Here is a 26,854-nt window from a genome sequence, read left to right as displayed (position 1 = left end):
CCACGTAAGAGACGTCATTTGCGACGTCGCTATGCACGTGTCTTAGGCGATCACGCCACCTTCAGGCAGGCGGTGCAAATCGGGGGCTTACCTTGGGCCTCTATGGTCCGCCACAAGATCGCCGCACAGGCCGAGGCACTGGACCGGATCGGCCAGCCTTCGGAACGCCTGCGCAGGCTGTTGACCGCGGTTCGCTCCGGAGACCCTGACAATCGCGAGGCTCAGGCAGCGCAAGCCTATTGGCCCCTCTTGATGGGACGGGATTTCCGGCGGGACCGCGGGGCGGATGGCGTTAACGCCATGCTTAACTATGGCTATGCCGTTCTGCGCGCCGCAACCGCTCGCGCCATCGTCTCCGCCGGGCTGCACCCGTCGTTGTCGGTGCATCACCGCTCAGGCGGCGATGCACTGGCGCTTGCCGATGATCTCATGGAGCCGTTCCGCCCGACGGTGGACCTGATCGTGCACCGCCTCGTGGCCGAGGGACTCACCTGTGTGGAGAATGCCCGCGAGGACCTTGTCTCGTGCCTCTCTGCCGATTTTCCGACCCGAAACGGTGCCACGCCACTCTCTCAGGTTCTTGTCCGCCTCGCACAAAGCCTCGCGCGGTCCTTCCTCGATCGCAAACTGAAGCTGGATTTCCCATCCCGGCCCCTGCCGGACGAAATGGGCGAGCCCGAGCATGCCTGAACGCTACAAGCAACTTTCAGGATATCAGGTCATGTGGGTCTGGATTCTATTCGATCTCCCCGTCGGCACCAAGGCTGAACGCAAACGCGCCACGCGGTTTCGCAACGATCTCCTCGATTTGGGGTTCGAGATGGTCCAATTCTCGGTGTATCTTCGACATGCGTGGAGCCGGGAAAAGGCCGAATCCTTTGCGCGACAGGTCGGGGATTGCGTTCCAGAGGCGGGACATGTTCAGGTGCTTTTCTTCACGGACAAGCAATATGTGCAAAGCCAAGTCTTTCGCGGGCAGGCCCGACCGGCGAGACCAGATGAAAAACCGCGCCAGTTGGCTCTCTTTTGAGCACCCTGTGTTCAATTCTTGGGAGCACGACGCCAGAAAAAGCCCCGTGCAACAGAGGGTTGCACGGGGCTTATCCTAGCAGAAGAAGCGGCGTGGCCAAACCCGGACTGGAGATCGCCACGCCGCTTGGTCGGCCCGATCCTAGCAGAAGAAGCGGCGTGGCCAAACCCGGACGAACATGGGTTCCTCGTTGGTGTTGCCTTCATCCTAGCAGAAGAAGCGGCGTGGCCAAACCCGGACCAGTTCATCGGGGTTCACATCCACGCCCAGATCCTAGCAGAAGAAGCGGCGTGGCCAAACCCGGACAGGCTCCATGTCCAGATCATCCGGGCTGACATCCTAGCAGAAGAAGCGGCGTGGCCAAACCCGGACTACCTAACCCTCACAGACGAAATCGAAAGGATCCTAGCAGAAGAAGCGGCGTGGCCAAACCCGGACTATGTCCCTATCTCCCGTATGGTGACCCCCATCCTAGCAGAAGAAGCGGCGTGGCCAAACCCGGACTTGCCTTCGGACGACTGAGCGAGGGCATCTATCCTAGCAGAAGAAGCGGCGTGGCCAAACCCGGACCAGCCTTCGTGACCATCCAGCGCGCCGGGGATCCTAGCAGAAGAAGCGGCGTGGCCAAACCCGGACTGATGGGTTGGCGATCAAAGGGGCGTCCGTATCCTAGCAGAAGAAGCGGCGTGGCCAAACCCGGACACTCCTCTGTGTGCCGCGCTAATTGGGCTTATCCTAGCAGAAGAAGCGGCGTGGCCAAACCCGGACGACTGGTCATACCATGTGGTGACGTAGCCGATCCTAGCAGAAGAAGCGGCGTGGCCAAACCCGGACACGGAATTGGTAAAGGCCGTGGAGGGATCAATCCTAGCAGAAGAAGCGGCGTGGCCAAACCCGGACCGGGCGGTCCATCGCTCTCTGGCGACGGTCATCCTAGCAGAAGAAGCGGCGTGGCCAAACCCGGACCTCGAGCTCTTCGACATGCTCGACGCGATAATCCTAGCAGAAGAAGCGGCGTGGCCAAACCCGGACACGGTGTGATTATCCACGCCGCGCAGCTGCATCCTAGCAGAAGAAGCGGCGTGGCCAAACCCGGACTGCGCAACCATCATGATGTTGTTGCTGTAGATCCTAGCAGAAGAAGCGGCGTGGCCAAACCCGGACGTTGATCCGCTGATGCGGCGCGGGCTGGCAATCCTAGCAGAAGAAGCGGCGTGGCCAAACCCGGACTGATCCGTTCCGCGCTGCCCGCCGTCCTCGATCCTAGCAGAAGAAGCGGCGTGGCCAAACCCGGACACCCCGGCAGCAATAGCGCCGATCTGGCTGATCCTAGCAGAAGAAGCGGCGTGGCCAAACCCGGACCGGCTGGTTGGTCGGGTCGGGGCGGTAGACATCCTAGCAGAAGAAGCGGCGTGGCCAAACCCGGACCAGGTGCGCTCGAACCAATCCGACGCGGTCATCCTAGCAGAAGAAGCGGCGTGGCCAAACCCGGACGCGAATTGGTCGTGGATAAGGCGCACCAGGATCCTAGCAGAAGAAGCGGCGTGGCCAAACCCGGACAACTCGGTTTGATCACTGTCCGTGATGGGTATCCTAGCAGAAGAAGCGGCGTGGCCAAACCCGGACTCAGGCCCACGACAACCGCTTGCGGGTTGCATCCTAGCAGAAGAAGCGGCGTGGCCAAACCCGGACGCGGCGTTGGTCAGCCCGCCGCTGCGCCCAATCCTAGCAGAAGAAGCGGCGTGGCCAAACCCGGACACCTGCACGAGCACATCATGCGCTCCTGGAATCCTAGCAGAAGAAGCGGCGTGGCCAAACCCGGACGTGCGCGGCCATGTGCAGCTGCCCGGCCAGATCCTAGCAGAAGAAGCGGCGTGGCCAAACCCGGACGAAGTATTCATCATCTTCGATCTCGCCATTATCCTAGCAGAAGAAGCGGCGTGGCCAAACCCGGACGTCTGGCGCAGCATGCGGGTCGCGAAGGTGATCCTAGCAGAAGAAGCGGCGTGGCCAAACCCGGACGATAACGCACATGTCGCCTTCAGCGTTTGTATCCTAGCAGAAGAAGCGGTGTGGCCAAACCCGGACCGACCTGCGGCATGAGGGCGTGTCGCGCCTATCCTAGCAGAAGAAGCGGCGTGGCCAAACCCGGACGGTGAGGCGATTGTAGGTTTCGACAGCTTTATCCTAGCAGAAGAAGCGGCGTGGCCAAACCCGGACAATCATTACGCAGTATGTTGCGAGAAACGCGCGAAAGTTGGTGATGCCCTGAGGGGCGGCATATCATGGCGGTGTTCAGACGCCGTCAATTCTCTGCCGAGAAAGGGGTATGCCACATGTTGGAGACTACCATCGCCACGCTGCCCGATCCATCGGGATTTTCGCCGGACCCGTTGACCGACCTCATCCGCGGCGGGGCGCGCAGGTTGATCGAGCAGGCGGTCGAGGCGGAACTGGCCGCGCTGCTGGCCGCGTTCACCGAGGACAGGCTTGAGGACGGCCGGGCCAGGCTGGTCCGGCACGGATACCTGCCCGAACGCGAGATCCTGACCGGCGTCGGGCCGGTGACCGTCAAGGTGCCGCGCGTTCGGGACCGCAAGCCGGGGGACGACAAGATCACCTTCACGCCCAGCATCCTGCCGCGGTATCTGCGCAAGGCGAGATCGGTCGAGGAGCTGCTGCCCTGGCTTTACCTCAAGGGGCTGTCCACGGGCGATTTCACCGAGGCGCTGGAGGCCTTGTTGGGCGCAGATGCCAAGGGGCTGTCGGCCAAGACCGTCACCCGGCTGAAGGCCGATTGGTGGACGGAGTACCAGGCCTGGGAAAAGCGCGACCTCGGCACGCGGCGTTTTCTCTATATCTGGGCGGATGGCGTCTATTTCAAGCCGCGGATGTCTGAAGAAAAACAATGCGTTCTGGTGATCGTCGGGGCGGACGAATACGGCCGGAAGGAGCTGCTGGCCATGACCGACGGCTTCCGCGAAAGCACGCAAAGCTGGCGCGAGGTGCTTCTCGATCTCCGGCGGCGCGGCCTGAAACAGGACCCCAAGCTGGCCATCGGTGATAGTGCCCTTGGGTTCTGGACCGCGCTGCGCGAGGTATTCGCCACGACGCAGGAACAGCGCTGCTGGGTCCACAAGACGATGAACGTGCTCAATGCGATGCCGAAATCCGTGCAGGCCAAGGCGAAAGCGCATCTGCACGACATCTGGCAGGCCGAGACAAAGGCCAAAGCCAACGTCGCCTTCGATTTCTTCGTCGAAACCTACGGCGTGAAATGGGACAAGGCGGCCGCCAAGCTGGTCAAGGATCGCGACGCGCTGCTGACCTTCTACGACTACCCTGCGGAACACTGGAAACACATCCGGACGTCAAATCCGATCGAGAGCACCTTCGCCACCGTCCGGCATCGCACAAAACGCACGAAGGGCTGTCTCAGCCGAAAGACCGGGCTCGCCATGGCGTTCAAGCTGATGATGTCGGCGCAGAAGAAATGGCGAAAGCTCGACGGCCAGAACCGCCTGCCCGAGATCATTGAAGGGGTTGAGTTCCGCGACGGGCTCCGCCAACGTCAAGCCGCCGCCTGATCAAGCGTCACCAACTTCTGCGCATATCTCGTATGTTGCGGCGGGCAAATCCTAGCAGAAGAAGCGGCGTGGCCAAACCCGGACGGATCGGTTGTGCCTGCGTGGTCACTGTTTATCCTAGCAGAAGAAGCGGCGTGGCCAAACCGAAGCAACTTTTTCCGTAGAAGCCTCTCGGACTCAGTCTCACTCGCCCCCGCGCAACGGACCCCGATCAATGATATACAGGCCGGTTTTCCAGCACTTCCGCCCTGTCCAGCATGCGCGTGACCATCCGCAGGTTGGGCTCGAGGCCCGAAGGGGGAACCCGATCCAGGGTTTCGGCGATTGCATCGATCGCGGGCGCCGTCAGCCCGCGCCGCGCGCCCTCACGCCGGGCAAACGCCTGCAGGTCTGCGATCCTCATGCCTGGCAGGGTCAAGGGCGGGCACCGGCTGAGCAGGGGTGCGGGCAGGCTGGACAGGCTGTTTGCCGTCATTACCCAGTTGATCCACGACATGTCGAACCGCAGCTGGAAATACGGGCAGTCCCAGGCCCGCGCGGTCAGCGGCTCCAGCAAGGGCAGCAGCGCGTTGCCCATGTCGTAGGACCGGCCCTTGTCCGAGGTCACGGCCCCGGCCTTCTCGACCTCGTCCAGCACGATCACCGGGTTGCCGACAAGCTGTGCGAGGATTGTGGTCAGGGGCCTGCCGGGCGCGGCCGAGGACCAGCCGCGCTGCATCCCGGTCAGGGCAAAGCTGGCCGGTTCGCCGGTCGCGTCGATCATCGTGGCGGGCAGCCCCACGACCTGGGCCAGGCGCCGGGCCCAATGGCTCTTGCCGATGCCGGGTGGGCCCACCAGCAGAAGGGGCGGCATGCGAAAGCCTGCCGCGCCCTGGCGCACCGACTGGCGCATCGCGTGCCAGGCGGCCTCGGTCGCGGGCGCCATCCAGGGCATTTCCGCCTGCAGGGTGGCGGCCAGCTCGTCGGCGCGCGCCTCGCTGCCGATCTCGACCAGCGTGACCCCGTCTCGCAGCGGGGCGAGGCGCTCGCGATCCTCCTGCCGAAGATGACCCAGCCTGGTCGCGGCCGTCAGCCTTTCGACATAGCGCGCGGCCCGGCGATCGATGCGTGCCTCATCCTTGGCTGGCAATTGAGAGGCAAGGAATGTGTCCTGCTCTTTCGGGTCATCGACCCAACCTCGGGCCCTGGCCCGGTATCCCAGCAGGAAGCGGCGCAGGCGGCCGCGCACCTCGCGGACGGTCGGGATCTCTCTGCCGGGGCGAGCGTCGACGAAGGGAATGCGAGCCATGGGGTATCCTTTCTGGCACGACGATGCCGCCGCCAGCGCGACGCCACCGCGCGACCGCCCTGGGGGCGGCCGGTGGTTTCATGAAAGGACCCGGGTCTTGGGCAGAGAGGAAGCAGGAGCGGGGCGGCCCGTCAATGCCCCGGCCCAGCCGAAGGACGCCCGAAGGCGCCCCGAAGCCATGATTCGACAAGGTATTGTTTTTATGTCATATTTTTGAAAGCGTGCGCGCCGGTGGAAAGCAATCGCGTGTCAAAATGGCAGATAACCCCCGAAATGGCAGATTTTCGGTGGGTGGGACAGACAGCTGCGCGCTGATTGGCTACGCGCACTTGGAATAGCCGCAGCTCATGCAGGTCATGCAGCCCTCGACCATGCGCATGTCAAAGGCGCCGCAGCTGGGGCAGGCGGGGCCGCGGGGGGCGTCGCCGACCGCCATGGCGTCGATCTGGGGGTCGGATTTCAGGCCCATACCCTCGCCGTCTATAAAGCCGATGGCGATCATGTGCCGTTCGATCACGCCGCCGATGGCTGCCAGGATCGACGGGATGTACTTGCCCTGCATCCACGCCCCGCCGCGGGGGTCGAACACGGCCTTCAACTCTTCCACCACAAAGGACACATCGCCACCGCGCCGGAACACCGCCGAGATCATCCGCGTCAGCGCCACCGTCCAGGCGAAGTGTTCCATGTTCTTGGAGTTGATGAAGACCTCGAACGGGCGTCGGCGGCCCGAGATGACGATATCGTTGATGGTGATATAGATCGCGTGCTCGCTGTCGGGCCATTTCAGCTTGTAGGTATTGCCCTCCAGCGCCTGGGGGCGGTCCAGCGGGTCGGCGATATAGACCACGTCGCCCGGGGGTACGGGGTTGGTGCCATCGGCCACGGGGATATGTTCGGCGCGGGCCTGTTCGGGTTTCTCCTCGGCCACGCTCAGGACGCTGCCGGTCACCTCGTTCGGGCGGTAGGTGGTGCAGCCCTTGCAGCCGGTTTCATAGGCTTGCAGATACACATCCTTGAACGCGTCGAACCCGATATCCTCGGGGCAGTTGATCGTCTTGGAGATCGACGAATCCACCCATTTCTGCGCGGCGGCCTGCATCTTGACATGTTCGGCGGGGGACAGCGTCTGGGCGTTGACGAAATAGTCGGGCAACTCGGCATCGCCGAATTTCTCGCGCCACAGGCGCACGGCGTAATCCACCACCTCTTCCTCGGTGCGGCTTCCGTCCTTTTGCAGAACCTTTCGGGTATAGGCATAGGCAAAGACCGGCTCGATCCCGCTCGACACGTTGCCGGCATACAGGCTGATCGTGCCCGTGGGCGCGATCGAGGTCAGCAGCGCGTTGCGGATGCCGTGTTCCGCGATCGCCGCGCGCACGTCCTGATCCATATGGGTCAGCGACCCGCTGGCCAGGTACTTGTCGGCGTCGAACAGCGGGAAGGCGCCCTTTTCTTTGGCCAATTGAACCGAGGCCAGGTAGGCGGCGCGGGCGATCCGGTGCAACCAGCGTTCGGTCTGGCGCGCCGCCTCGTCGGACCCATAGCGCAGCCCCACCATCAGCAGCGCATCGGCCAGCCCGGTCACGCCCAGCCCGATCCGGCGCTTGTTCTTTGCCTCTTCCTCTTGTTGCGGCAGGGCAAAGCGGGACGCGTCCACTACGTTGTCCATCATCCGCACGGCGGTCGCGACCAGTTCGTCCAGCGCGTCCTCGTCCAGCCCGGCGCCGGCCTCGAACGGGTCGCGGACCAGGCGCGCGAGGTTGATCGAACCCAGCAGGCAGGCGCCATAGGGGGGCAGGGGCTGTTCGCCGCAGGGGTTGGTCGCGGCGATGTCCTCGCAATAGGCCAGGTTGTTCATCTGGTTGATGCGATCGATAAAGATCACGCCCGGTTCCGCGTAATCGTAGGTCGCGCGCATGATGCGGTTCCACAGGTCGCGCGCCTGCACCGTGTGATAGACCTTGCCGTCGAATTGCAGCTCCCATGGGCCATCGGCCTTGACCGCGTCCATGAAGGCATCGGTGACCAGCACGCTGAGGTTGAACATGCGCAGCCGCGCGGCGTCCTGCTTGGCGGTTATGAAATCCTCGATATCGGGGTGGTCGCAGCGCATGGTTGCCATCATCGCGCCCCGGCGCGAACCGGCCGACATGATGGTGCGGCACATCGCGTCCCACACATCCATGAACGACAGCGGGCCAGAGGCATCGGCCGCAACCCCATGCACGTCGGCGCCCTTGGGCCGGATGGTGGAAAAGTCGTACCCGATCCCGCCGCCCTGCTGCATGGTCAGCGCGGCCTCTTTCAGCATGTCAAAGATGCCGGCCATGCTGTCGGGGATCGTGCCCATGACGAAGCAGTTGAACAGCGTCACATTGCGTCCGGTCCCCGCGCCCGCGGTGATCCGCCCCGCGGGCAAAAAGCGGAAATCCTCCAGCGCGGTGTAGAACCTGTCCTCCCACGCGGCGGGGTCGGCCTCTGGCGCGGCCAGGGCGCGGGCGATGCGGCGCCAGCTATCCTCGACCGTCAGGTCGACCGGCGTGCCGTCTGATACCTTTAGGCGGTATTTCATGTCCCAGATCTGCGCGGCAATGGGGGCGGAAAAGCGGCTCATCTGATGGTCCTCGGGGCGCGGTGAAGGGCGGCAAGAATAGGCCCTTGGCTTGAACTCCGCAACAATTAGCCTAGGCTCGAACGCCATCAACAGAATCTGGGGGTCAGGATGGCCGCGCGCCATGTCAATCTGGTAAAGCTGTGCGTCGGCGCCGAAGCGGTAGAGGATCTGGCCCGCTGGCAGGACAGCGCCCGCGCCAAGGGGCCGGATGGCCTGCCCCGGCACGTCACCCGGATGTGGCCCAAGCGTGCCGATGAATTGCTGAACGGCGGTTCGCTTTACTGGGTGTTCAAGGGCGTGATCCTGGCCCGCCAGCGTATCGTGCGGCTGGACCAGGTGACCGGCAGTGACGGCATCGCGCGCTGCGGCATCGTGCTAGACCCCGCCATCATGCGGACAGAGGCGGTGCCGCGCCGTCCCTTTCAGGGGTGGCGCTACCTGTCGGCCCAGGATGCCCCCCGCGACCTGCCCCAGGGCCGCCAGGAAGAGGAAGAGCTGCCCCCCGCCCTGATGGCCGCGCTGGCCGAAATCGGGGTGCGCTAGGCGGTCCGGCCCCGCGGCCCGGCCAGCGGGCGGCGTATGGCCGGGCTCATCCCCACCAGGATGATCGCGACGGAGAACAGGCACCAGATCGCCGGCATCTCGTTGGGGTTGTCGGTCAGCAGGTTGGCCAGGATCGGCCCGACCGCCGCGTGAAACAGCACGAAACGCCAGGCGCCATAGAACAGCGGCATGACAAAGGCCGCCAGGATGTAGCTGGGAAATTGCAGCGTCTGGCCCATCAGGCTGGGGATATAGCCGGTCAGCGCGTTCAGGGGCACCTCCCACCCGATATGCCATGTGCCAGTGATGGTGCACAGCCGCTCGCCGCACAGGACCGAACCGGGGCGGCAGGTGCCCAAGGCCTCCAGCGGGATCAGTTGCGCCAGCATCCAGGCCGTCGCCGCCCCGCAGACCGCCCAGACCGCGCGCCGGGTGCGGGCGGGCACGGTATGGCCCACGATCGCCATCGCGAACGCGTTGATGAAAAAGGGCTGCACCGCGATATGCAGGTAGGACAGCAGGGTGACCGCCCTGTTCGCCGGGTTGGTGCAGTCATCGACCACGGCGTAGCCTGCGGCCTGCAATGCCTCCATGAAGGTGAAGAAGCCCAGCGTGACCCAGATCCCCCGCGCCTCGCCCCGCCAGGCGGTGGCGGCGGTTGCGGCGGCCCCTATGCCGACCATGGCGACGGAAACTTCGGCGGACCAACACATGGGGCACCTCCCGGTTGTCGGGGGAAGTGTGCGGTGGGGCAGGGCGGTTGGCAAGAAAATTGGGGCCGTCTGGGGCGGCGCCGGGGCATGGTTCCCCTTGGATTCGGCCGGGCCTTGGGCAATAAGGCCCCATGATTGCCCCGCTGCCGATACGCCCGACGGTGCGTGCCGTCATCCGCCGGGATGGCAAGTTCCTGATTCAGGTCAAGCAGCGGCCCGACGGGCGGCGCTATCTGACCTTGCCCGGTGGCCGCCAGGAACCCGGCGAGACCATGCAGGCCTGCCTGATCCGGGAATGCGAGGAAGAGATCGGCATCGCGCCCACCATCGGCGACGTGCTGCATGTGGCCGACGTGACCCGCATCCGCCCGGATGCGGAAGACCGGCAACTGATCGAAATCCTGTTCGCCTGCACCGTACCCGATAGCTATCGCCCGCAGATGGGCGCCCGCCCCGACAAGCGTCAGGTTCAGGTGCGCTGGGTCGATCCTGAAACCGATGGCCCGGCCTTTGTCCCGCGTTACGACCTGGCGCTGGGGCGAGGGGACGCGCCGGTCTATCTGGGGGCGTTGCGCAGTGAAACTGCCTGAGGCGGTAGAGGAAAACCTGTCCTTCCTGCTGGCCGAACTGGATGGGCAGTTGGCCCTGCTCGGGGTGTATTTCCGCGACCCGCAGACCGAAACCGCGCAGCGCCTGGTGCAGCGGGCGGGCTATGCGCAGAACCTGTCGGAACGGGTGCGCAAGGGCTGCCTGACGGGTATGCAGCGCGGCAAGGGCGGCGCGGCACGCGACCTGCACCTGAAAGGGGTCGACACGATCGCGCGCAACCTGGAAACGACCGCCCGGTTGGCGCGGCGTGCGGTGCGCCACGCCGAGGATGTCGAGCGTAACAAGCTGTTGCGCGCCGACGCCTACCTGACCCCGGTCAAGCTGGTTCGCGACACCGTGGCCCGCGTGCCCGATGCGCTGCGCAGCCGCGACAGCCACATGGCGGCGGGCATCGGCGACACGGCCAGGCTGGATGCCTTCTATGACCGGATGTTTCGGACCTATACCCGCGACATGCGCGAGACCCGGCATACCGAGGATCTGTCCCACGCCCTGCTGACCGCCAGCGCCGTGCACCGTATGGGCGAGGCCCTGCGCGGGATCGGCGAGGCGCTCTTGTCGATCAATATCGGCCAGACCGTCCAGTTCGAACGCTATTTCACCCTGCGCAGCGTCTTGTCAGGCATGGCCGAGGACGACGCGGATATCACCCTCAAGCCGCTTGCCGAAACCCGCTCGGGCAGTGCGATCTCGGGGGTGCGCATGGCGGGCGGCAAGGGCGGCACGGTCGACGCCGTGTTCAAGGATGGCGCCCGCAAGAAGGTCAAACAGGAACGCGTCGGGGTGAAAAGCTGGAACTCGGTCTATCCCGGCCTGGCGCCCAAGATCCTGTCCTACGAAAAGCGCGGCGACTCTGCCGCGCTGCTGATCGAGCATCTGAACGGCGAGACCTTCGAGGATATCGTTCTGGGCGGCACGGATTCCGAACTGGGCGCCGCGCAGAAGGCGTTGCACAAGACCCTGCGCGACATCTGGCAGCGCACAAGGGCCGACACCCCCGCCGAGATGAAGGCGATGGAGCAGCTTGCGCGCCGGATGCCCGATGTCTACCGGCTGCACCCGTCCTTTGCGGTCGGGCCGCAGCGGATACAGGGGGCCGGGATCGAAAGCTTCGACGCGCTGGTTGCCGCCGCCGCCCGGCGAGAGGCGGCGCTGCCAGCGCCGCTGTCGGTTTGGATCCACGGGGATTTCAACCTGGACAACGTGATCTACGACCCGCACGAGAAAAAGATCCGGCTGATCGACCTGCACCGATCCTGCTATATGGACTACGTGCAGGATGTGTCTGTCTTCATGGTGTCGAACTATCGCTTGCAGGTGCTGGATGCCGCGACGCGCGCGCGGATCGCGGGCGTTGCCTGCGCGATGCACGCGATGGCGGCGAAATTCGCGCGCAGCCAAGGGGATACGGGGTTTGAATTCCGTCTGGCGCTGGGTCTTGCGCGATCCTTTGCCAGTTCCACCCGCTTCGTTCTGGATCCGGGCCACGCCAGCCGCATGTTTCTGCGGTCCCGGTACATCCTGGAACGCCTGCTGGCCGTCCCCGAGGGTGGCGAGACACGCTTCAAGTTGCCGATGAGGGTGCTGTTCGATGGGTAAACGGATCGGGGTGATTGGCACCCCCGGAAAATGGTCGACCGAGGCGCTGGCCGACGCGCTGGAGGCGCGGACAGGCTATCGGCTGGTCATCGACATGGGGCGGGTCACGCTGGACCTGACCGCGGGGCGGCTGATGTACCAGGGCGTGGACCTGTGCACGCTGGACGGGCTGGTCCTGAAGAAGATCGCCGAAACCTATAGCCCAGACGCGCTGGACCGGCTGGAAATGCTGCGCGTGGCCGAGGCCCGCGGTGTGCGTATCTTCAGCCGCCCCGAGGCGGTTCTGCGCCTGATGGACCGGCTGGCCTGCACGGTGACACTGGCGGGCGCGGATATCCCGATGCCGCCCACCGTAATCACCGAGGACGAAACCGCCGCCGCCGAGACCCTGGCGCGCTTTGGCTCGGCGGTGTTCAAGCCGCTCTTTTCGACCAAGGCACGGGGGATGGTGCTGCTGGATCACGGGGCGGCGGATACCGCCGCGCGGATCGCGGCCTTTCGGGCGGAAAATCCGGTGATGTACATCCAGCAACGGGTGGACCTGTCCGGCCAGGACCTGGGCATGGTGTTCCTGAACGGCGACTATCTGTGCACCTATGCCCGCGTGGGGCAGGCGGGCAGTTGGAACACCACGATCCACGCAGGCGGCAAATACGCCCCCTTCGACCCCGCGCCCGACCTGATCGATCTGGGCCGTCGGGCGCAGGCGCCTTTCGGCCTTAGCTTTACCACTGTCGATATCGCCCTGACCCCGGACGGCCCGATCGTGTTCGAGGTGTCGGCCTTCGGCGGGTATTCCGGCGCGCTGCAGGGGTGCGGGGTGGATGCGATGGCGTTGATGGCCGATCATGTGCTGGCCGAGGTGACGGCATGAGATGCGCAGCGGACGTGATCGCGCGGCTGGACCTGGCGCCGGCCGAGGCCGCAGACCCGTTCCACCTGACGGTTGGCCCGGTGTCGCTGCGCGTTCTGTGCCCGGACCCGTTGCGCGGGGAACTGGTCGCCTATTTCGACGAGGCATTGTCGGACACCCCCGGCGACATCGTCATTCGCCTGCTGCCCGGCCAGCGGCTGGACCCCGAACCGGACTGGACCCCATGGTTGCGCGAGCCGGGCAAGACCGGGCGCAAGGATGCCGTGGTCGATCTGGACGATGCCCGGCTGGTGAAAAAGGTGCGCAGCGGGGTCACCTTCCTGCAATCGCCCGATGCGGTGTTGGCCTTTGGCCCCTTGGCGGAAAATGTCAGCACCGTCATCAACTTCATCAACACGCAGGTTCTGAATGCCGGGCTGCGCGAGGGTTGGCAGTTATGCCACGCGGCGGCGGTAACCGACGGGCGCCGGACGCTGGCCATATCTGGGCTGTCGGGCGGGGGCAAATCCACGACCGTCCTGCGGATGATGGACATCGCGGGCAAGCGCTTTGTGTCCAACGACCGGCTGCTGGTGCGCGGCGGCGATCCGGTGCAGGCGTTGGGCATCCCCAAGCATCCCCGCATCAACCCCGGCACGATCCTGGGAAACCCCCGGTTGGCGCCGATGCTGTCGCCGCAACGGCGGGCGGAACTGGCGGCGTTGCCGCCGGGCGAGCTGTGGGCGCTGGAGGAAAAGCACGACCTGATGATCGGCCAGGTCTATGGGCCGGGGCGGGTCCAATACGCCGCGCCGCTGACGGACTTCTGGGTGCTGAACTGGCGCCACGACAGCGCCGAACCGACCCGCCTGGCGGATGCAGACCTGTCCCGCCGCCCCGACCTGCTGGGCGCGATCATGAAAAGCCCCGGCCCCTTTTACCAGCACCCCGGCGGCCGATTTGAGCCCAACGGCGCGCGCCCCGATCCCGCGCCCTTCCTGTCCGCGTTGGCCGGACTGCGGGTGCGCGAGGTGTCGGGCAAGATCGATTTCGACGTGCTGGCCGACCACGGGCGGCGGCTGTTCGATGGATGAACGGCCCGCCTATCTGGCGCTGGTCCGGCACGGCGCCTATCACCAGCGGCCCGGCGCGCCCTCGGCGCGGCAACCCTATCCGCTGACCGACGCGGGCCAGGCACAGGCCACCCAATGCGGCGCGGATCTGGCTGACCTGATCGCGGCGCATGGTCTGACGCTGGACCCGGTGATCCATTCGTCATGCCAGTTGCGCGCCTGGCAAACGGCCGCGGGCATTGCCGAGGCCCTGCGCGCGCGCGACCACGCGGTTCGCGAAATCCGCGAAACCCCGTCGCTTGCCGAACGTGGCCTGGGCAGCGCGGCCAACCTGACCGTGGCAGAGATCGAGGCGGTGCTGGCCGCCGATCCCCGCCACGCCCCCCCGCCCACCGGATGGAAGGCCGACAGCCATTACCGCCTGCCCCTGGAGGGTGCCGAAAGCCTGATGCAGGCGGGCGCGCGCGTGGCGCGATACCTGCAACACAGGGTCGGGCGGGACGGCAGGCCGGGGCAGGTGACGGTTTGCGTCGGCCATGGCGCCGCCTTTCGCCATGCCGCCCATCACCTGGGCCTGCTGGCCTTCGATGACATTGCCCGGTTGTCGATGTTTCACGCCCGGCCGTTACTTTTCTGTTACAGCCCGCGTGGTAAGTGGCGCCACTTTGCCGGTTCGTGGAAGGTCAGGCCCCCCAAGGACGATCCCAAGGATTGACCGGCAGCGCCACAGCAAGAGGCCCCGCCGTGAATCGTGCCGTTCGCCCCGAGGACATTGCCGCCACCCTGTTGCCCCCGGTCTATGACATCGCGGCCGAGCTGTCCGATCTGCCGCGCGATGTCGAGGATTGGCCCTGCGCCCGCGATCCTGGGATTCAGCCGCAGATTGCCGCCTGTCTGGAAAACGCCCGGCGCCATGGCGGCTGGCACTGGCCGGACAGCCCGGTCGTGTTCCTGTCCGACACCCATGCCGACGCAGAGGGTTTCTTGCGCTCGCTGGTGGCTGCGGGCGTCATCCGGCGCGATCCGGACCGGCGCGGTTTCGCGCTGACGGAATTTGGCCGGGCGGCCCGTATCATCCTTGGCGGCGACAGTCTGGACAAGGGCCCCAGCAACCTGGCGATGCTGGACGCGCTGGCCGCGCTGCGCGCCACGGGCGCCGATCTGACGATCCTGGCGGGCAACCATGACCTGCGCCTGCGCCTGGCCGTCAGCGCGCTGCGCGGCCCCCGCGCGCCCCTAACAGACCACCTGTTCGTGCGCATGGGGCGCAAGATTCTGCCCGCCCTGCGTGAGGTGCATGATCGTTTCGTCACCCCCGCCGATCTGGCCGCGCTGCCCGATGAGGCCGCCTGCCGGGCGCGCCTGGTGCCGGGGCCGGACTGGGCGGATGCCTTTGCCGCGGCGGCGTCGGGCCAGTTGCCCGCCCGCACCATCCGCAAGGAAATCCGCAAGCTGAACGAAAAGCGCGCCAAGTTCGACCGCGAATTGCGCCGAACCGGGCTGTCCGACCGCGCGCTGCTGGCTGCGGCGCTGAAATGCCACGATGTCTTCTTCACGCCGGGCGGCGCCTATGCGTGGTTCTATGAAGAGATGGACGTTGTGGCGCGCAGCGGGTCGCTGCTGTTCGTGCATGCCGGCATTTGCGACAGCATGTGCGCGCTGTTGGCCAAGGGCGGGGTCGCGGCCATCAACGCCCGCTATCGCGCCGGGGCCGAAAATCCGACGCTGGCCTTCTACTTCGGCCCGCTGGCCAACCTGGTTCGGACCAAGTACCGCAGTTCGGACTGGGATCTGACGGAACAGGGCGTTGGCTTGCTGCAGGGCGCGGGCATTCACATGGTCGTCCATGGTCACGTGAACAGCCACGCGGGCCAGCGGCTCCGGGCCAAGCGGGGCCTGTTGCACCTGGAGGGCGACGTGACCCTGGACCGGGCCTCGCGCCGGCTGGAGGGGCTGGAGGGCATCGGGGCCGGGGCCACCTTGATCTTTCCCTCCGGAGATGTGATCGGTCTGAGCAGGGATTACCCGCGCGCCAAGCATTTCGCGCCGGATCGGGACAGCCAGACGGGTAGGGGCTATGGCGGACAAGACCACGCGGTTCGCGCATGAATCGCTGCAGGATCGCAAGACGATCAAGACCTTGCTGACCGCCTTGTCCAAGGGCTTTGGCAAGGGGCGTTTGACCCTGGGCGACGACGACCGCGAGATGGTCCTGGAAACCGCCGACCTGATGACCCTGCGCATCACCGCCGAGCGTGAGGACGGCGCCTGCCAGGTCACTCTAAAAGTGACGTGGAACGATCCCGCGCAGCCCTCTCGGCCGAAGGGGGCGCCCAAAATCTCGTCCTGATCCGGGCTTTTTTGCCATTCGTTGCCGCCGCCGCGACGGAACGGTCGCGCCGGGCCGTTTGCATCCTGTACGAGGGGACGTGTTGCCGGGGCTATTCGGGGGGCGCCATGCCGACGGATCGGGACGACATCAGCCGCACATTGGGGCTGGGTTCGCACAAGGCAGGCCGCTGGGCCTGGGTGAAATACGTGCTGCTCGTGGCTGCGCTGGCCGCGACCTGGGCATTGTGGCCCCGTGGCGAAGATGCCCGCAGCCCCCGCTATGTCACCGAGGCGATCACGCGCGGCGGCTTCGATGTGGTGGTGTCTGCCACCGGCTCGATCGAGCCGACCGAGCTGGTCGAGATTTCAAGCGAGTTGTCGGGCACGCTGGAAACGGTCGAGGTCGATTTCAACGACGCGGTCGAGGTGGGCTCGTTGCTGGCCACGCTGGACACCGCCAAGCTTGCCTCTGAACAGGCGGTGCAACAGGCCTCGGTCCTGGCCGCCGAGGCCAAGGTCGCGGTGGCAGAGGCCTCCCTGCGGGAGGCGCGCCAGACCTATGACCGGGGCCGGAAACTGGTCGAACGCGGCGTCGAGACCGAAGAGACCTTTATCGGCCAGCAGGCCGGCTTTGAACGGGCAGAGGCCGAACTGGCGGCGGCGCGCGCCGATCTGGCGCTGGCCCAGGCCAACCTGCGCAGCGTCGATGTCGATCTGGACAAGTCCCGCATCCTGTCGCCGGTCAAGGGGATCGTGCTGGAGCGTGACGCCGATCCGGGGCAGATCGTCGCCGCCTCGCTGTCGGCGCCGATCCTGTTCACCGTGGCCGAGGATCTGACGCAGATGGAATTGCAGGCCGATATCGACGAGGCCGATATCGGCAAGGTGGCCGTCGGCCAGCAGGCCCGCTTTACCGTCGAGGCGTATGACGACCGGACCTTCCCGGCCCAGATCACGCAGGTTCGCTTTGCCCCCGAAACGACCGAGGGCGTGGTGACCTACAAGGCGATCCTGACGCTGGACAATTCCGACATGGCGCTGCGCCCGGGCATGACGGCGACCGCGGATATCGTCGTGACTACGGTGCAGGATACGGTTCTGGTGCCGAATGCGGCCCTGCGCTATGCCCCGCCCCGCGCCGCCGAGAACGCCGAAAAGCAAGAGCGTAGCGGGCTGATCGGGCTGGTCATGCCGCGCCGGCCCGGCGGCAACGGGAACGGTGCGGCCGCGACGGGCAAGAGCGTCTGGATCCTGCGCGCGGGCCAGCCCGTCGAGGTGCCCTTGACCACCGGCGAAAGCGACGGCGATGTGACCGCGGTCCTGGCGGGCGATCTTGCGCCGGGCGACAAGGTGATTACCGACCAGGTCGAGGCGGACTGAGCCGATGGCCACACCGCCCATCATCGAGTTTCGCGACGTGGCGCGCGTCTACGGGACGGGCGCGGCCGAGGTGCGCGCGCTGGACGGCGTCAGCCTGAGCGTCGAGCCGGGCGAGTTCGTCGCCGTCATGGGGCCCAGCGGGTCGGGCAAGTCGACGGCGATGAACGTCATGGGCTGCCTGGATCGGCCGACATCCGGCCACTACCTGTTCAACGGCATCGAGGTCGGGGCCCTGACGCAGGATCAGCGCGCACTGCTGCGCCGGCATTATCTGGGTTTCATCTTTCAGGGCTACAATTTGCTGGCCCGCACGACAGCGCTGCAAAACGTCGAACTGCCCCTGATCTACAAGGGTTTGGGCCGGGCCGAGCGCGAGGCCGCGGCCTTGGCTGCGCTGGACAAGGTCGGGCTTGCCCACCGCGCCCATCACGACCCTTCGGAATTGTCGGGCGGGCAGCAGCAGCGCGTCGCCATCGCGCGCGCCCTGGCCACCGGGCCGCAGGTGGTGCTGGCCGACGAACCGACCGGCAACCTGGACACGAAACGCTCGGTCGAGATCATGGACCTGTTGCAGGCGCTGAATCGCGATGACGGGCTGACCATCGTCATGGTCACCCATGAGGAAGACATGGCCGCCTATGCCCGGCGCCTGATCTGGATGGTGGATGGCAATGTGCAGTCCGACCGTCCGACGAAAGGGGCCGGGTGATGCTGTGGGAAACCTTCAAGCTGGCGTTGCAGGCGATCCTGCGAAACCCGACGCGGTCTTTCCTGACGGTGCTGGGGGTGGTGATCGGGGTGGCCGCCGTCATCGCCATGGTCACCATCGGCAAGGGCTCTACCGCGCAGGTGACAGCGGATGTCGAGCGGATGGGTGCCAATCTGATGATCCTCAGCCCCGGCCAGATGCGGTTCGGCCCCGGCAGCGGCGGCGGGTCCGAGCGGGCCTTTGACCTGGGCGATGTGGACCGGATCATCGATCAGGTCGCCAGCGTTGAAACCGCCGCGCCGTCGGGCAACGCGTCGTTGGTGGCGGTGTTCGGCAACACCAACTACCAGACCCGGGTCACCGGCACCGACAGCCGCTATCTGCTGGCCACGGACTGGCCGGTCGCCACGGGCCGGGGCTTTGCAACGGCTGAGGAAAGCGCGGGCAAGCCCGTCTGCCTGCTGGGCGAAACCGTGCGGGACGAGCTGTTCGGCCAGGCCGATCCGATCGGAGAGCGTATCCGCCTGGGCGCGATGTCCTGCCAGGTGATCGGCGTGCTGGGGGCCAAGGGCGCCTCGTCCTTCGGGACGGATCAGGACGACGTGGTGCTGATCCCGTTCAAGACCTTTGGCCGGCGCATCGCGGGCAGTATGGATGTGGGCACGATCTACATCTCGGTGCGCGACGGCTATTCCGTGGACCGCGCGACCAACGACATCACCGCCCTGATGCGCGAGTTGCGCCGCATCGGCCCCGGCGAAGAGGACGATTTCAGCCTGCGCAACATGGAACAGGTGGCCTCGATGCTGAACAGCGTGAACACCGTACTGACGGGGCTGTTGTCCGCCGTGGCGGCTGTCAGCCTGCTGGTCGGCGGCATCGGGATCATGAACATCATGCTGGTCTCGGTCACCGAGCGCACGCGCGAAATCGGCATCCGCATGGCCGTTGGCGCGCAGGCGGGGCAGGTTCTGCTGCAGTTCCTGGTAGAGGCCATCGTTCTGTCCGCCCTGGGCGGTGTGCTGGGCGTGGCGTTGGGGCTGGGGCTGGCTGCCGTGGGCGCGCAACTGCTGAACGTGCCCTTTACCCCCGATCCGGGAACCATCGCGCTGGCCTTTGCGTTTTCTGCGATGGTCGGTGTGGTCTTTGGCTATTTCCCGGCCCGGCGCGCCGCCCGGCTGGACCCGATCGAGGCGCTGCGCCACTGATGCGCGCGGGGCGCGGCCCGGTAATAGGCGTTGCCCGAAAGGCCGGTGCGCCATACCCTGTTGGTGCGTGACGAAGGGTCCGCCAGGCGGGCCTGTGCTCAGGAGGCAGACGTGAGCAAGAACTTCTTCATCGGGGCGGCGGTTGCCGTGGGCGCAGTGGCGCTGATCCCGGGCGTGGCGACGGCCCTTGGCCGGGCCGGGCGCCCGCTGGTGCGTGCCGGTATCCGCACGGGCGCCGTCGCCTATGACGAATTCCGCAAGGCAGGCGCCGAGGCCTATGAACATGTCGAGGACATTGTCGCCGAGGTCCGCGAAGAGATGGCCACCGAACGCGCTGCCGCCGAAGCGGAGGCCGCCCCGCCGGCCGACACCCAGGATGCCTGACACGGGTTCGGCCGAGCCTGCGCCGCTGCCGGTGCAGGTGGCGCATGTCACGTCCCGCCGCGCGCGTCTGCGGGTGGAAACACCCCTGGATGCCGCGGCGATGCAGGCGCTGGCCCAGCGGCTGGCCACCGCGCCGGGTGTCGAGCGTATCCTTGCCCGCCCCATGACGGGCAGCGTGATCGTCGAAACCCGCCTGCCTGCCGCCGATGTCCTGGCCGAGATGGAGGCCGCACACCTGATCCGCCGCCAGCCCCCCGTGGCCCGACCGCCGGTTCGCCAGACCGTGCAACTGGGCCTGGCCCAGGCGGATTTCCAGATCCGCAAGGGGACAGAGGCCGCGCTGGACCTGAAAACGGCGATTGCCCTGCTGCTGTTGGTTGCCGCGCTGATGCAATTGGCGCGTGGGCGGATCGCGGGGCCGGCGACCACCCTGGCCCTGGGCGCGCTGTCGCTGCTGAACGCGCCGCAGGGCGGGGATACGGCGTAGCGCTCAGGCCAGCGCCTGGGCCAGGTCCGTCACGTCCTCCCATGGCGGGGCCAGAGCGTCGCGGCCCAGATGCCCATAGCGCGCCAGATCCTGATAGAACCGTCCGCCGCGTCGCCGGGGCAGATCCCACAGCCCCATCCGCTCGGCAATCGCGCCGACGCGGAAATCGGCAACCGCGTGCACCCTGCCCGAGATCGTCGCGTCCGCGGTCGTGCCGCTGCCATAGGTATCGACCTCGACCGTGACCGGCGCCTCGTCCCCCACGACATAGGACAGCTGCACCTCGCATTCGCGCGCCAGCCCGGCGGTGACGACCGCGCGGGCGGCCTGCCGCGCGGCATAGGCGGCAATGCGGTCGATGCGTGAGGGATCCTTGCCACTCAGCGCCGGGCCGCCGCGCCGGATAAAGCTGCCATAGGCATCGTCCGCAGATTTCCGCCCGGTCAGACCCGAATGCGCCTGCGGGCCGGCGGGGCCGCCTGCGGGGATCGTGACGATCCGCGTGTCGGCGGTGATCGGCACGGGGCTGTCGGCCAGGGCCGGGTCCAGAACCTGGGTGCGGAGGGCATCGGCCATCGTCGGTGTCTCTAGCGGGCGGTGATGGCCCAGGCTCAGCGCGATGGCTTGCAGCGCCACCGGGCGCCGGTCGCGATAGGCCACGGCCACCTGCGCCTGGGCATCGGGCGACAGCCAGTCCAGCCGCCCCTCGCGCCGGGCCAGGTCCAGCACCTCGGCGATACGGTGTGCGGTAGCGATGGGCAGGGGCATGGCGTTTGGCCCGTCCGCGCAGGCATAGCCAAAGGCGCTGACCATGTGGCGGGCGCGATCGGCGGCCAGCGCGCGCTCTGCCAGTTCCGGGGCATGGGCAAGGTCCAGCATCACGGTTGGTTGTCCGGGGTCTGCATGGCCCGCCTCGGCCATCACCCGGCGGCACAGCGCCGCCAGGTCCACCGGCGCCTCGGCCCCCGCGCGCACGGACAGAAAGGTCACCCCGGTTGCCATGGCGCATTCGGCCACAACGCCTGCGCGCAGCCCCGCCGACAGGTAGGCATCGACCACCGCGTCGCTGATCTGGTCGCACAGCTTGTCCGGGTGGCCCTCGGTTACGGACTCGGATGTCATCACGAAGTCGCGCATGGTTTCACCTCCAGCGTTTCGGGCAGCAGCCGGTTGTTCTTGCCGGCCAGCACCAGGGTTGCGGGTGCCACGGCCGCCGCCAGCCCCACCGCGGTCGCGCCCGGTCCCAATGGCGCGATCTGCAGCAGCCGCCGCAATGGCGGCAGGAAGAAGGGCGTCACCGCCAGCCCGGCGGACACCAGCAAGGCCCCGTCCAGCATCCGGTTTTCCAGCAACCGCCCGGTCTGCAACTTGCGCACGTCGCTGCGCTGCGCGGTCAGCGCATAAAGAAGCTGGCCCAGCGACAGCGACAGGAAGGTTATCGCGCGGGTTTCCGGGCCGGGGCCATAGCGTGCCAGCCCGATGAAATGGGACACCAGCGCAGAGGCGGCGATGATGCCCCCGTCCTGGGTCATCCGCTTGAAATGCGCAGGCGGGATCACGGGTTCGTCCACCGCACGGGGCGGGCGGGCCATCGCGTCCGGGTCGGGATCGGCCAGCGCCAGGCCCAGCCCCGGCAGCACGTCGCTGACCAGGTTGATCCACAGCAGCTCCATCGGCGATTCCAGCTCGCCGGGGCCGTGGGCGGCCTCGACGATGCCGACGGCGATTTCCGACAGGTTGGTGGCGATCAGGAATTCCAGCGCCCGGCGGATGTTGCGATAGACCGCGCGCCCCTGGGCGATGGAATCGACCAGCGTCGACAACTCGTCGTCGCGGATCACCACGTTGGCCACGTCGCGGGCCAGATCGGTGCCGCTGGCCCCCATGGCGATGCCGACATTGGCCGCCTTCAGCGCGGGGCCGTCATTGATGCCGTCGCCGGTCATGCCGACCACCGCGCCCTGCGCCTGTAGCGCCTGCACGATGGCCAGTTTCTGCGCCGCGCTGACGCGGGAAAAGACATGGGCGTTACGCGCCACCCCGCCCAGCAGCTCCGGCGTCATCTGCGAAATCTCGGGCGAGTCGATGATGCGCAGCGGTCCGCCGTCGGACAGGTTCAATTCGCGCGCGATGGTGGCGGCGGTGGCTGCCTGGTCGCCGGTTATCATGATCGTGCGGATGCCGGCGCGGTGCATCGCGGCGATGAAATCCGCGGCGCCGGGGCGCAGCGGGTCGACCATCGCCAAAAGGCCCAGCCAGCGCAGGTTGCGCGGGACGCGCTCCTCGTCGATTTCGTCGCCCGCGGCAAAGCCCAGCACGCGGGCGGGGCGCGCGGCCAGCCGGTCGTTCGCGGTCAGGATGCGGTGGCGCGCGGCCGCGTCCAGGGGCGTGCCATCCCACAGGGCGCTGCACTGGCCCAGCACGGTTTCGGGGGCGCCCTTGACCAGCACGCCCGGCCCCGCGCCGCCGTGCCGGGTGACCATGAAGGGGCGGTCGGGGGTACGCTCGATCATCGCGGTGCGGGGCCGCGCGGTGCGCAGGTCGGCCACGTCTGCGCCCTGCGCCATTGCATGATCCAGCAGTGCGCGTTCGGTTGCCGACGATCCCGTCGCGCCCTGCGGTTCCGGTTCGGCGGTGTTGTTCAGCGCGGCCACCTGCAACAGCATGGCCCGTGCCGCGTCGCCGCCGGCGACCTCTTCTTCGACCACTTGCAGGCGGTTGCGGGTCAGCGTTCCGGTCTTGTCCAGGCACAGGATCTGCAAGGCGCCCAGGCTTTCCACCGCATCGACCCTGCGCACCAGGATCCCGCGCTTTTCCATCCGGCGCAGGCCGATGGACATGGTTGTCGTCGCCACCACCGGCAGCCCCTCGGGCACGGCGGCGACGGCCAGGGCCAGCGCATCCTTCAGCATCATCGACAGGCCCATGCCGCGCATCCAGCCGATGCCAAAGAAGACCCCGCAGGCGGTCAGCGACAGCTTGACCAGCACCTCGCCCAGCCGGTCCAGCTCGGCCTCGACCGGGGCGCGGGGGCGGGCGGCGCTTTCGCTCAGCAAGGCGATCTGCGCCGAGGCGGTGCGCGCGCCGGTCGCCACGACCAGCCCGCGGCCCTCGCCCTCGGATACCAGGGTGCCGGCATGCAGCAGGGTCGGACGCTGGCCGATCGGCACGTCGGGCGCGACCCGGGTATCGGGGGTCTTGGATACGGGCAGGGTTTCCCCGGTCAGGGCGGATTCATCCACCTTCAGCCGATCCGCCGCCAGCACCCGCGCATCCGCGGCGATCACCCGCCCGGGGCGCACATGCAGGATGTCGCCCGGCACGACCTCTGCGGCGCGCAGTGTCACCTCGGCGCCGTCGCGGATCACCGTGACCGTTTCGCTGGAACTGTCCATCAACTGGCTGATTGAGGCCTCTGCCTGGCCCTCGGTGACGAAGCCGAAGGTCGCGTTTATCAGCACCACCGACATCGTCGCCACCGCGTCGGCAACCCCGCCGGTGGCGACCGACACGACGGCCGAGCCCATCAGCATTGCGACCGGCAGGCTTTCGAACTGTTCCGCGAACAGTGACAGGGGCGCGCGCCGGGTGCCACCGGGCAGGCGGTTTTCGCCGTGCCGTTCCAGCCGCGCGGCGGCCTCTTGCGCGGTCAGGCCGGTGCCGGGGTTCGTGTGCAGCAATTGCGCGGCGGCCTCTGCGCTCAGGCTGTGCCAGGCGCGCTCTTGCGGATCGGGGCGGGGCGTGCCCTGGGTCGGGGGGGCGGCCAGGGCCTGACGGATCGTCGCCACGATCCGGTCCGTGTCCAGAGGGGTGGCAAGGTGCAGGATGACGCTGCCCGACCAGGCGCGCGCCTGGCATCGGCGGATCTCGGGGCGGGCCTGCAAAGCCGCCTGAACCTGGGCTGCAAGCGCGGGGCGATCCCGGATGCGCGGCACGCTCAGGCGAACGCGGCCGCTGGGCGAGTGGTGATGGACGGTGACGGCGGGCATCTCGGGCGCCTGTCCGGACAAGGGCAACACCCCCATCATGGCATGTTCCGGGGGGCTGTGCCTATGACGGGGGTCAAATTCGGCGCAGGAAAGGCGCGGCGAACGGGGGTGATGCCCGGAATCGAAACGGCCCCGCACCGGGCGGGGCCGTTCGTTGGCGGGAAGGGGCTGCCGCGCGTTTACGGCTTGACCGCAAAGAACATCGTCTCGCCCGAGTGGTCGTCCACGCCGTCATTGTCGGTGGACACCCACATCGTGCCGTCCTCGGCGATGGCCAGGCCCTCGACCTTGTCCAGAACATAGCCGCCGGTGGCGGTCAGGTCGGGCAGCAGGTCGCGGACCAGTTCCTTGGACACCACCGGCAGATCGCCGCCCAAGGGCGCGGGCTGCATCTGGGCCAGCGGGATGCGGTAGATCTTCTTGGTCACGGCGCGGAAATCGTGCTGGTTGTCGCGTTCCACCACGTAGACGTAGTCGCCGTGGGCGGTGATTTCCGACAGGCCGACCCAACCGGTTTCGGGCTGTGCCTTTTCATAGCGCACCGCGCCCCATTCGCCGGTCTCGATGTTGTAGGACACCAGCTTGACGTGGTTCTTGGGGTCGTCCTTCCACTCGCGCTGCACGGCCATCCACAGGGTGTCGCCGATCTTGGTGATCCCTTCGAAGCCGAAGCGTTTTTCCACCGCCATCAGTTCCGCGGGCAGGCCGATCTCTTTCTTGATCTCGCCCTTGGCGTTGACGTGATACAGCGCGTGCGGGACCACGCGGTCGGTGCGGCCCTCGGAGGCGACCCAGAACCCGCCATTGCCGTCCAGGGTGATGCCTTCCAGATCCAGCTTTTGCGCCGGGCGACCCTTGCGGGTGATTCGGATCGCATCGACGATCCGGGCCGGAGTTTGCGTGGTGTCGATCTTGAAGATCGTCGGCTGGAACCCGTAGAAGCTGTCGTTCACGGCCCAGACGATGCCGTCCGCATCGGCGACCATGCCGGAAATCGCACCCCAGCCGGTCAGTTCGTCCATGCCCGCGCTGGTCAGGTGCGGGTAGACCGCCGCGCCGTTCTGGTATTCGAACAGCATGACATGGGCGCGGGCGCCGCCATCCTCGATCAGGTCGGCCTCGTTGGCCGAAACCAGCAGGTTGCGCTGCGGGATCACCACATAGCCTTCCGGCCCGACGCCCGAGGGCAGCAGTTGGGCCAGCACCGGGGCGGCCGGGTCGGTCACGTCATAGACCCCCACGACCGAGGCACGCTCGGCCCCGACAAAGACCATCGGCGTGCCGTCGAAGGTGCCGAAGGTCACCGATTCCGGTTCCACGCCCTTGGCATCCGACCGCTTGTCCGGGTAGTGGCCGATCTGCACGATCGCATGTTCAAAGCTGGTGCCGCTTTCATAGACGACATCGCCATCCTGGCTAAAGATCGTCCACCCGCGCGAGCCGCCCTCGTAGTCGCCTTCGTTGGCGGTGGCGAAATGGGTGTCGTCGATCCAGGTCACGGCGTCGGGCTCGCGCTTGCGGCCCTCTTGGGACTCGGTAAAGATCAGTGCGCCGCGCTCGTCCGTGGCGTCGATGCCCTCCAGGTCAACCGCCCCGGCAGAGAAGTGCGACAGCACCTCGCCATCCTTGGACACCACCACCAGGTGGTTGTTTTCCTGCATGGTGACGACGATTTCGCCCTCGGCATTGATCGAAACGTATTCCGGTTCGGGATCGCTGGGCGCGATTTCGGCCAGGCCGGTCAGGTCCACGGTCTTGATGCCGCCGCAATCCAGGTTGCCGCGTTTCACCGGCACCAGCTGCAGCGACCCGGCGGGCATCTGCGGGATGATGCCGTCGTTCAGATCCTCGTCGCGCTCGTTCTCGATCGCCACGGCCAGAAAGCTGCCATCGGGGGATTTCGCCACGCTGTCAGGCTGGCCGACCAGGGCGCATTCGCCGATCACGTCGCCGCTGGCGGTGTCGATGGCGACCATCTTGCCCGAGGGATCGGTATAGCTGTCCGAGGTGTTCACCCCGGCAAAGGCGATGGTGCCGATCACGGCCACGCTGGTCGGTTCGCCATCCAGCGCGATGTTGCCCTTGGGGGCGGGGTTGGCCGGGTCGGTGATGTCGATCATGCCCAGCACGCCCAGCGGGCTGTCGGTGTAGACCAGGGTCATGCCGTCCGCGGTGGCGTCGATGATCTCGGCCGAGCTTTCGCGGGCGATGTCCTCGCCCTCGGCCATGTTCATCACGACCGGGAAGGACGCGATGCGGTTGAAGTTCATGTCGGCGCCCGCGGTACCGGCGGCCAGCGCCAGAACCGAGGTCAGGCCCAGAAGGCGTGCGGTCATGGGAATCCTCGTCGATGGATGAATGTCCTTCGGTGATGAGGTGCGCAGGTAACAGGTGGGTGTCGGAAACATGTCGCTTTCGCGAAAGCGCCGGAGCGGCCCCGCCGGTCTGATCCGT

At 66.9% G+C, this 26,854-nt stretch carries 22 protein-coding genes and 1 CRISPR repeat array; of the genes, 16 read left to right on the top strand and 6 right to left on the bottom strand.

The window, feature by feature from the left end:
* From cas1 to EV656_RS10310, 3 genes are all read left to right on the top strand, one after another.
* A partial coding sequence (cas1, locus tag EV656_RS10320) for a type II CRISPR-associated endonuclease Cas1 (RefSeq protein WP_207899545.1) occupies positions 1–690 on the top strand: 690 nt, incomplete at its 5' end.
* Entirely contained in the window at positions 683–1,030 is a 348-nt protein-coding gene (gene cas2 / locus EV656_RS10315) for a CRISPR-associated endonuclease Cas2 (protein WP_200276616.1), read from the top strand. The genes cas1 and cas2, both read left to right, overlap by 8 nt.
* A gap of 72 nt (positions 1,031–1,102) precedes the next feature.
* Positions 1,103–3,250: direct repeats of the CRISPR family, unit length 36 nt; unit sequence ATCCTAGCAGAAGAAGCGGCGTGGCCAAACCCGGAC.
* Between the two features lie 116 nt (positions 3,251–3,366).
* Positions 3,367–4,617, top strand: a complete 1,251-nt coding sequence (locus tag EV656_RS10310; protein WP_132603345.1) for an IS256 family transposase — start codon at positions 3,367–3,369, stop codon at positions 4,615–4,617.
* Positions 4,618–4,828: 211 nt separating this feature from the next.
* Here the strand turns inward: EV656_RS10310 and EV656_RS10305 are convergent, their stop codons facing one another.
* Together EV656_RS10305 and EV656_RS10300 are read right to left on the bottom strand one after the other, a co-directional pair.
* A complete protein-coding gene (locus EV656_RS10305; protein ID WP_132603315.1) occupies positions 4,829–5,905 on the bottom strand; it encodes an AAA family ATPase in 1,077 nt (358 codons plus the stop codon).
* Between the two features lie 319 nt (positions 5,906–6,224).
* Positions 6,225–8,522 carry an adenosylcobalamin-dependent ribonucleoside-diphosphate reductase gene (locus tag EV656_RS10300; protein ID WP_132603312.1) on the bottom strand — a complete coding sequence of 766 codons (2,298 nt, stop codon included), beginning with the start codon at positions 8,520–8,522 and terminating at the stop codon, positions 6,225–6,227.
* Between the two features lie 108 nt (positions 8,523–8,630).
* Between EV656_RS10300 and EV656_RS10295 the strand changes: the two genes are divergently transcribed.
* Entirely contained in the window at positions 8,631–9,065 is a 435-nt protein-coding gene (locus EV656_RS10295; protein WP_132603309.1) for a DUF1489 family protein, read from the top strand.
* Here the strand turns inward: EV656_RS10295 and EV656_RS10290 are convergent.
* A complete protein-coding gene (locus EV656_RS10290; RefSeq protein ID WP_132603306.1) occupies positions 9,062–9,778 on the bottom strand; it encodes a DUF5765 domain-containing protein in 717 nt (238 codons plus the stop codon). The genes EV656_RS10295 and EV656_RS10290 overlap by 4 nt on opposite strands.
* Positions 9,779–9,909: 131 nt before the next feature.
* On the opposite strand from EV656_RS10290, the gene EV656_RS10285 reads away from it, so the two are divergent.
* From EV656_RS10285 to EV656_RS10230, 12 genes are all read left to right on the top strand, one after another.
* Positions 9,910–10,368 (top strand): NUDIX domain-containing protein, encoded by a 459-nt coding sequence (locus EV656_RS10285; RefSeq protein WP_132603303.1) that lies wholly within the window; start codon positions 9,910–9,912, stop codon positions 10,366–10,368.
* Positions 10,355–11,986, top strand: a complete 1,632-nt coding sequence (locus tag EV656_RS10280; protein WP_132603300.1) for a phosphotransferase — start codon at positions 10,355–10,357, stop codon at positions 11,984–11,986. Before EV656_RS10285 ends, EV656_RS10280 begins: the two co-directional genes overlap by 14 nt.
* Positions 11,979–12,860 (top strand): GAK system ATP-grasp enzyme, encoded by an 882-nt coding sequence (locus EV656_RS10275; protein ID WP_132603297.1) that lies wholly within the window; start codon positions 11,979–11,981, stop codon positions 12,858–12,860. The genes EV656_RS10280 and EV656_RS10275 overlap by 8 nt, the downstream gene beginning before the upstream one ends.
* Entirely contained in the window at positions 12,857–13,933 is a 1,077-nt protein-coding gene (locus EV656_RS10270; RefSeq protein ID WP_132603294.1) for an HprK-related kinase B, read from the top strand. The genes EV656_RS10275 and EV656_RS10270 overlap by 4 nt, the downstream gene beginning before the upstream one ends.
* Complete coding sequence (locus tag EV656_RS10265; protein ID WP_132603291.1) at positions 13,926–14,627, top strand: histidine phosphatase family protein; 702 nt, start codon at positions 13,926–13,928, stop codon at positions 14,625–14,627. Before EV656_RS10270 ends, EV656_RS10265 begins: the two co-directional genes overlap by 8 nt.
* Positions 14,628–14,656: 29 nt before the next feature.
* The gene (locus tag EV656_RS10260; protein ID WP_243695698.1) at positions 14,657–16,021 is read left to right on the top strand and encodes a metallophosphoesterase; all 1,365 of its coding nucleotides are present in this window, start codon (positions 14,657–14,659) and stop codon (positions 16,019–16,021) included.
* Complete coding sequence (locus tag EV656_RS10255; protein WP_132603288.1) at positions 15,990–16,262, top strand: amphi-Trp domain-containing protein; 273 nt, start codon at positions 15,990–15,992, stop codon at positions 16,260–16,262. Before EV656_RS10260 ends, EV656_RS10255 begins: the two co-directional genes overlap by 32 nt.
* A gap of 107 nt (positions 16,263–16,369) precedes the next feature.
* Positions 16,370–17,623: an efflux RND transporter periplasmic adaptor subunit gene (locus tag EV656_RS10250; protein ID WP_132603285.1), complete on the top strand. Its 1,254-nt coding sequence runs from the start codon at positions 16,370–16,372 to the stop codon at positions 17,621–17,623.
* Positions 17,624–17,627: 4 nt separating this feature from the next.
* Positions 17,628–18,332 (top strand): ABC transporter ATP-binding protein, encoded by a 705-nt coding sequence (locus EV656_RS10245; protein ID WP_132603282.1) that lies wholly within the window; start codon positions 17,628–17,630, stop codon positions 18,330–18,332.
* Entirely contained in the window at positions 18,332–19,540 is a 1,209-nt protein-coding gene (locus EV656_RS10240) for an ABC transporter permease (protein ID WP_132603279.1), read from the top strand. Before EV656_RS10245 ends, EV656_RS10240 begins: the two co-directional genes overlap by 1 nt.
* Positions 19,541–19,651: 111 nt before the next feature.
* Positions 19,652–19,924 carry a DUF5132 domain-containing protein gene (locus EV656_RS10235; RefSeq protein ID WP_165918991.1) on the top strand — a complete coding sequence of 91 codons (273 nt, stop codon included), beginning with the start codon at positions 19,652–19,654 and terminating at the stop codon, positions 19,922–19,924.
* Entirely contained in the window at positions 19,917–20,411 is a 495-nt protein-coding gene (locus EV656_RS10230; protein ID WP_132603273.1) for a hypothetical protein, read from the top strand. Before EV656_RS10235 ends, EV656_RS10230 begins: the two co-directional genes overlap by 8 nt.
* Positions 20,412–20,414: 3 nt before the next feature.
* On the opposite strand, the gene EV656_RS10225 is transcribed toward EV656_RS10230, so the two are convergent.
* The 3 genes from EV656_RS10225 to EV656_RS10215 form a co-directional block, all read right to left on the bottom strand.
* On the bottom strand, positions 20,415–21,548 hold the full coding sequence (locus EV656_RS10225) for a methionine adenosyltransferase domain-containing protein (RefSeq protein WP_132603270.1): 1,134 nt from the start codon (positions 21,546–21,548) through the stop codon (positions 20,415–20,417).
* The gene (locus EV656_RS10220; protein WP_132603267.1) at positions 21,533–24,439 is read right to left on the bottom strand and encodes a cation-translocating P-type ATPase; all 2,907 of its coding nucleotides are present in this window, start codon (positions 24,437–24,439) and stop codon (positions 21,533–21,535) included. Before EV656_RS10220 ends, EV656_RS10225 begins: the two co-directional genes overlap by 16 nt.
* A gap of 140 nt (positions 24,440–24,579) precedes the next feature.
* Positions 24,580–26,736 carry an esterase-like activity of phytase family protein gene (locus EV656_RS10215; protein ID WP_132603263.1) on the bottom strand — a complete coding sequence of 719 codons (2,157 nt, stop codon included), beginning with the start codon at positions 26,734–26,736 and terminating at the stop codon, positions 24,580–24,582.
* Between the last annotated feature and the right edge of the window lie 118 nt (positions 26,737–26,854).

This window comes from Rhodovulum adriaticum (assembly GCF_004345735.1).
GTDB lineage: Bacteria > Pseudomonadota > Alphaproteobacteria > Rhodobacterales > Rhodobacteraceae > Rhodovulum > Rhodovulum adriaticum.
This window is presented reverse-complemented; position numbering and strand designations above follow the sequence as displayed.

Excerpts from the sequence above, each read along its gene's own strand:
- EV656_RS10285 (WP_132603303.1), top strand. The coding sequence starts at position 9,910 with ATGATTGCCCCGCTGCCGATACGCCCGACGGTGCGTGCCGTCATCCGC.
- EV656_RS10290 (WP_132603306.1), bottom strand. The coding sequence starts at position 9,778 with ATGTGTTGGTCCGCCGAAGTTTCCGTCGCCATGGTCGGCATAGGGGCC.
- EV656_RS10240 (WP_132603279.1), top strand. The coding sequence starts at position 18,332 with ATGCTGTGGGAAACCTTCAAGCTGGCGTTGCAGGCGATCCTGCGAAAC.
- EV656_RS10295 (WP_132603309.1), top strand. The coding sequence starts at position 8,631 with ATGGCCGCGCGCCATGTCAATCTGGTAAAGCTGTGCGTCGGCGCCGAA.
- EV656_RS10230 (WP_132603273.1), top strand. The coding sequence starts at position 19,917 with ATGCCTGACACGGGTTCGGCCGAGCCTGCGCCGCTGCCGGTGCAGGTG.
- EV656_RS10305 (WP_132603315.1), bottom strand. The coding sequence starts at position 5,905 with ATGGCTCGCATTCCCTTCGTCGACGCTCGCCCCGGCAGAGAGATCCCG.
- EV656_RS10310 (WP_132603345.1), top strand. The coding sequence starts at position 3,367 with ATGTTGGAGACTACCATCGCCACGCTGCCCGATCCATCGGGATTTTCG.
- EV656_RS10275 (WP_132603297.1), top strand. The coding sequence starts at position 11,979 with ATGGGTAAACGGATCGGGGTGATTGGCACCCCCGGAAAATGGTCGACC.
- cas2 (WP_200276616.1), top strand. The coding sequence starts at position 683 with ATGCCTGAACGCTACAAGCAACTTTCAGGATATCAGGTCATGTGGGTC.
- EV656_RS10220 (WP_132603267.1), bottom strand. The coding sequence starts at position 24,439 with ATGATGGGGGTGTTGCCCTTGTCCGGACAGGCGCCCGAGATGCCCGCC.
- EV656_RS10255 (WP_132603288.1), top strand. The coding sequence starts at position 15,990 with ATGGCGGACAAGACCACGCGGTTCGCGCATGAATCGCTGCAGGATCGC.
- EV656_RS10250 (WP_132603285.1), top strand. The coding sequence starts at position 16,370 with ATGCCGACGGATCGGGACGACATCAGCCGCACATTGGGGCTGGGTTCG.
- EV656_RS10245 (WP_132603282.1), top strand. The coding sequence starts at position 17,628 with ATGGCCACACCGCCCATCATCGAGTTTCGCGACGTGGCGCGCGTCTAC.
- EV656_RS10215 (WP_132603263.1), bottom strand. The coding sequence starts at position 26,736 with ATGACCGCACGCCTTCTGGGCCTGACCTCGGTTCTGGCGCTGGCCGCC.
- EV656_RS10300 (WP_132603312.1), bottom strand. The coding sequence starts at position 8,522 with ATGAGCCGCTTTTCCGCCCCCATTGCCGCGCAGATCTGGGACATGAAA.
- EV656_RS10225 (WP_132603270.1), bottom strand. The coding sequence starts at position 21,548 with ATGCGCGACTTCGTGATGACATCCGAGTCCGTAACCGAGGGCCACCCG.
- EV656_RS10265 (WP_132603291.1), top strand. The coding sequence starts at position 13,926 with ATGGATGAACGGCCCGCCTATCTGGCGCTGGTCCGGCACGGCGCCTAT.
- EV656_RS10270 (WP_132603294.1), top strand. The coding sequence starts at position 12,857 with ATGAGATGCGCAGCGGACGTGATCGCGCGGCTGGACCTGGCGCCGGCC.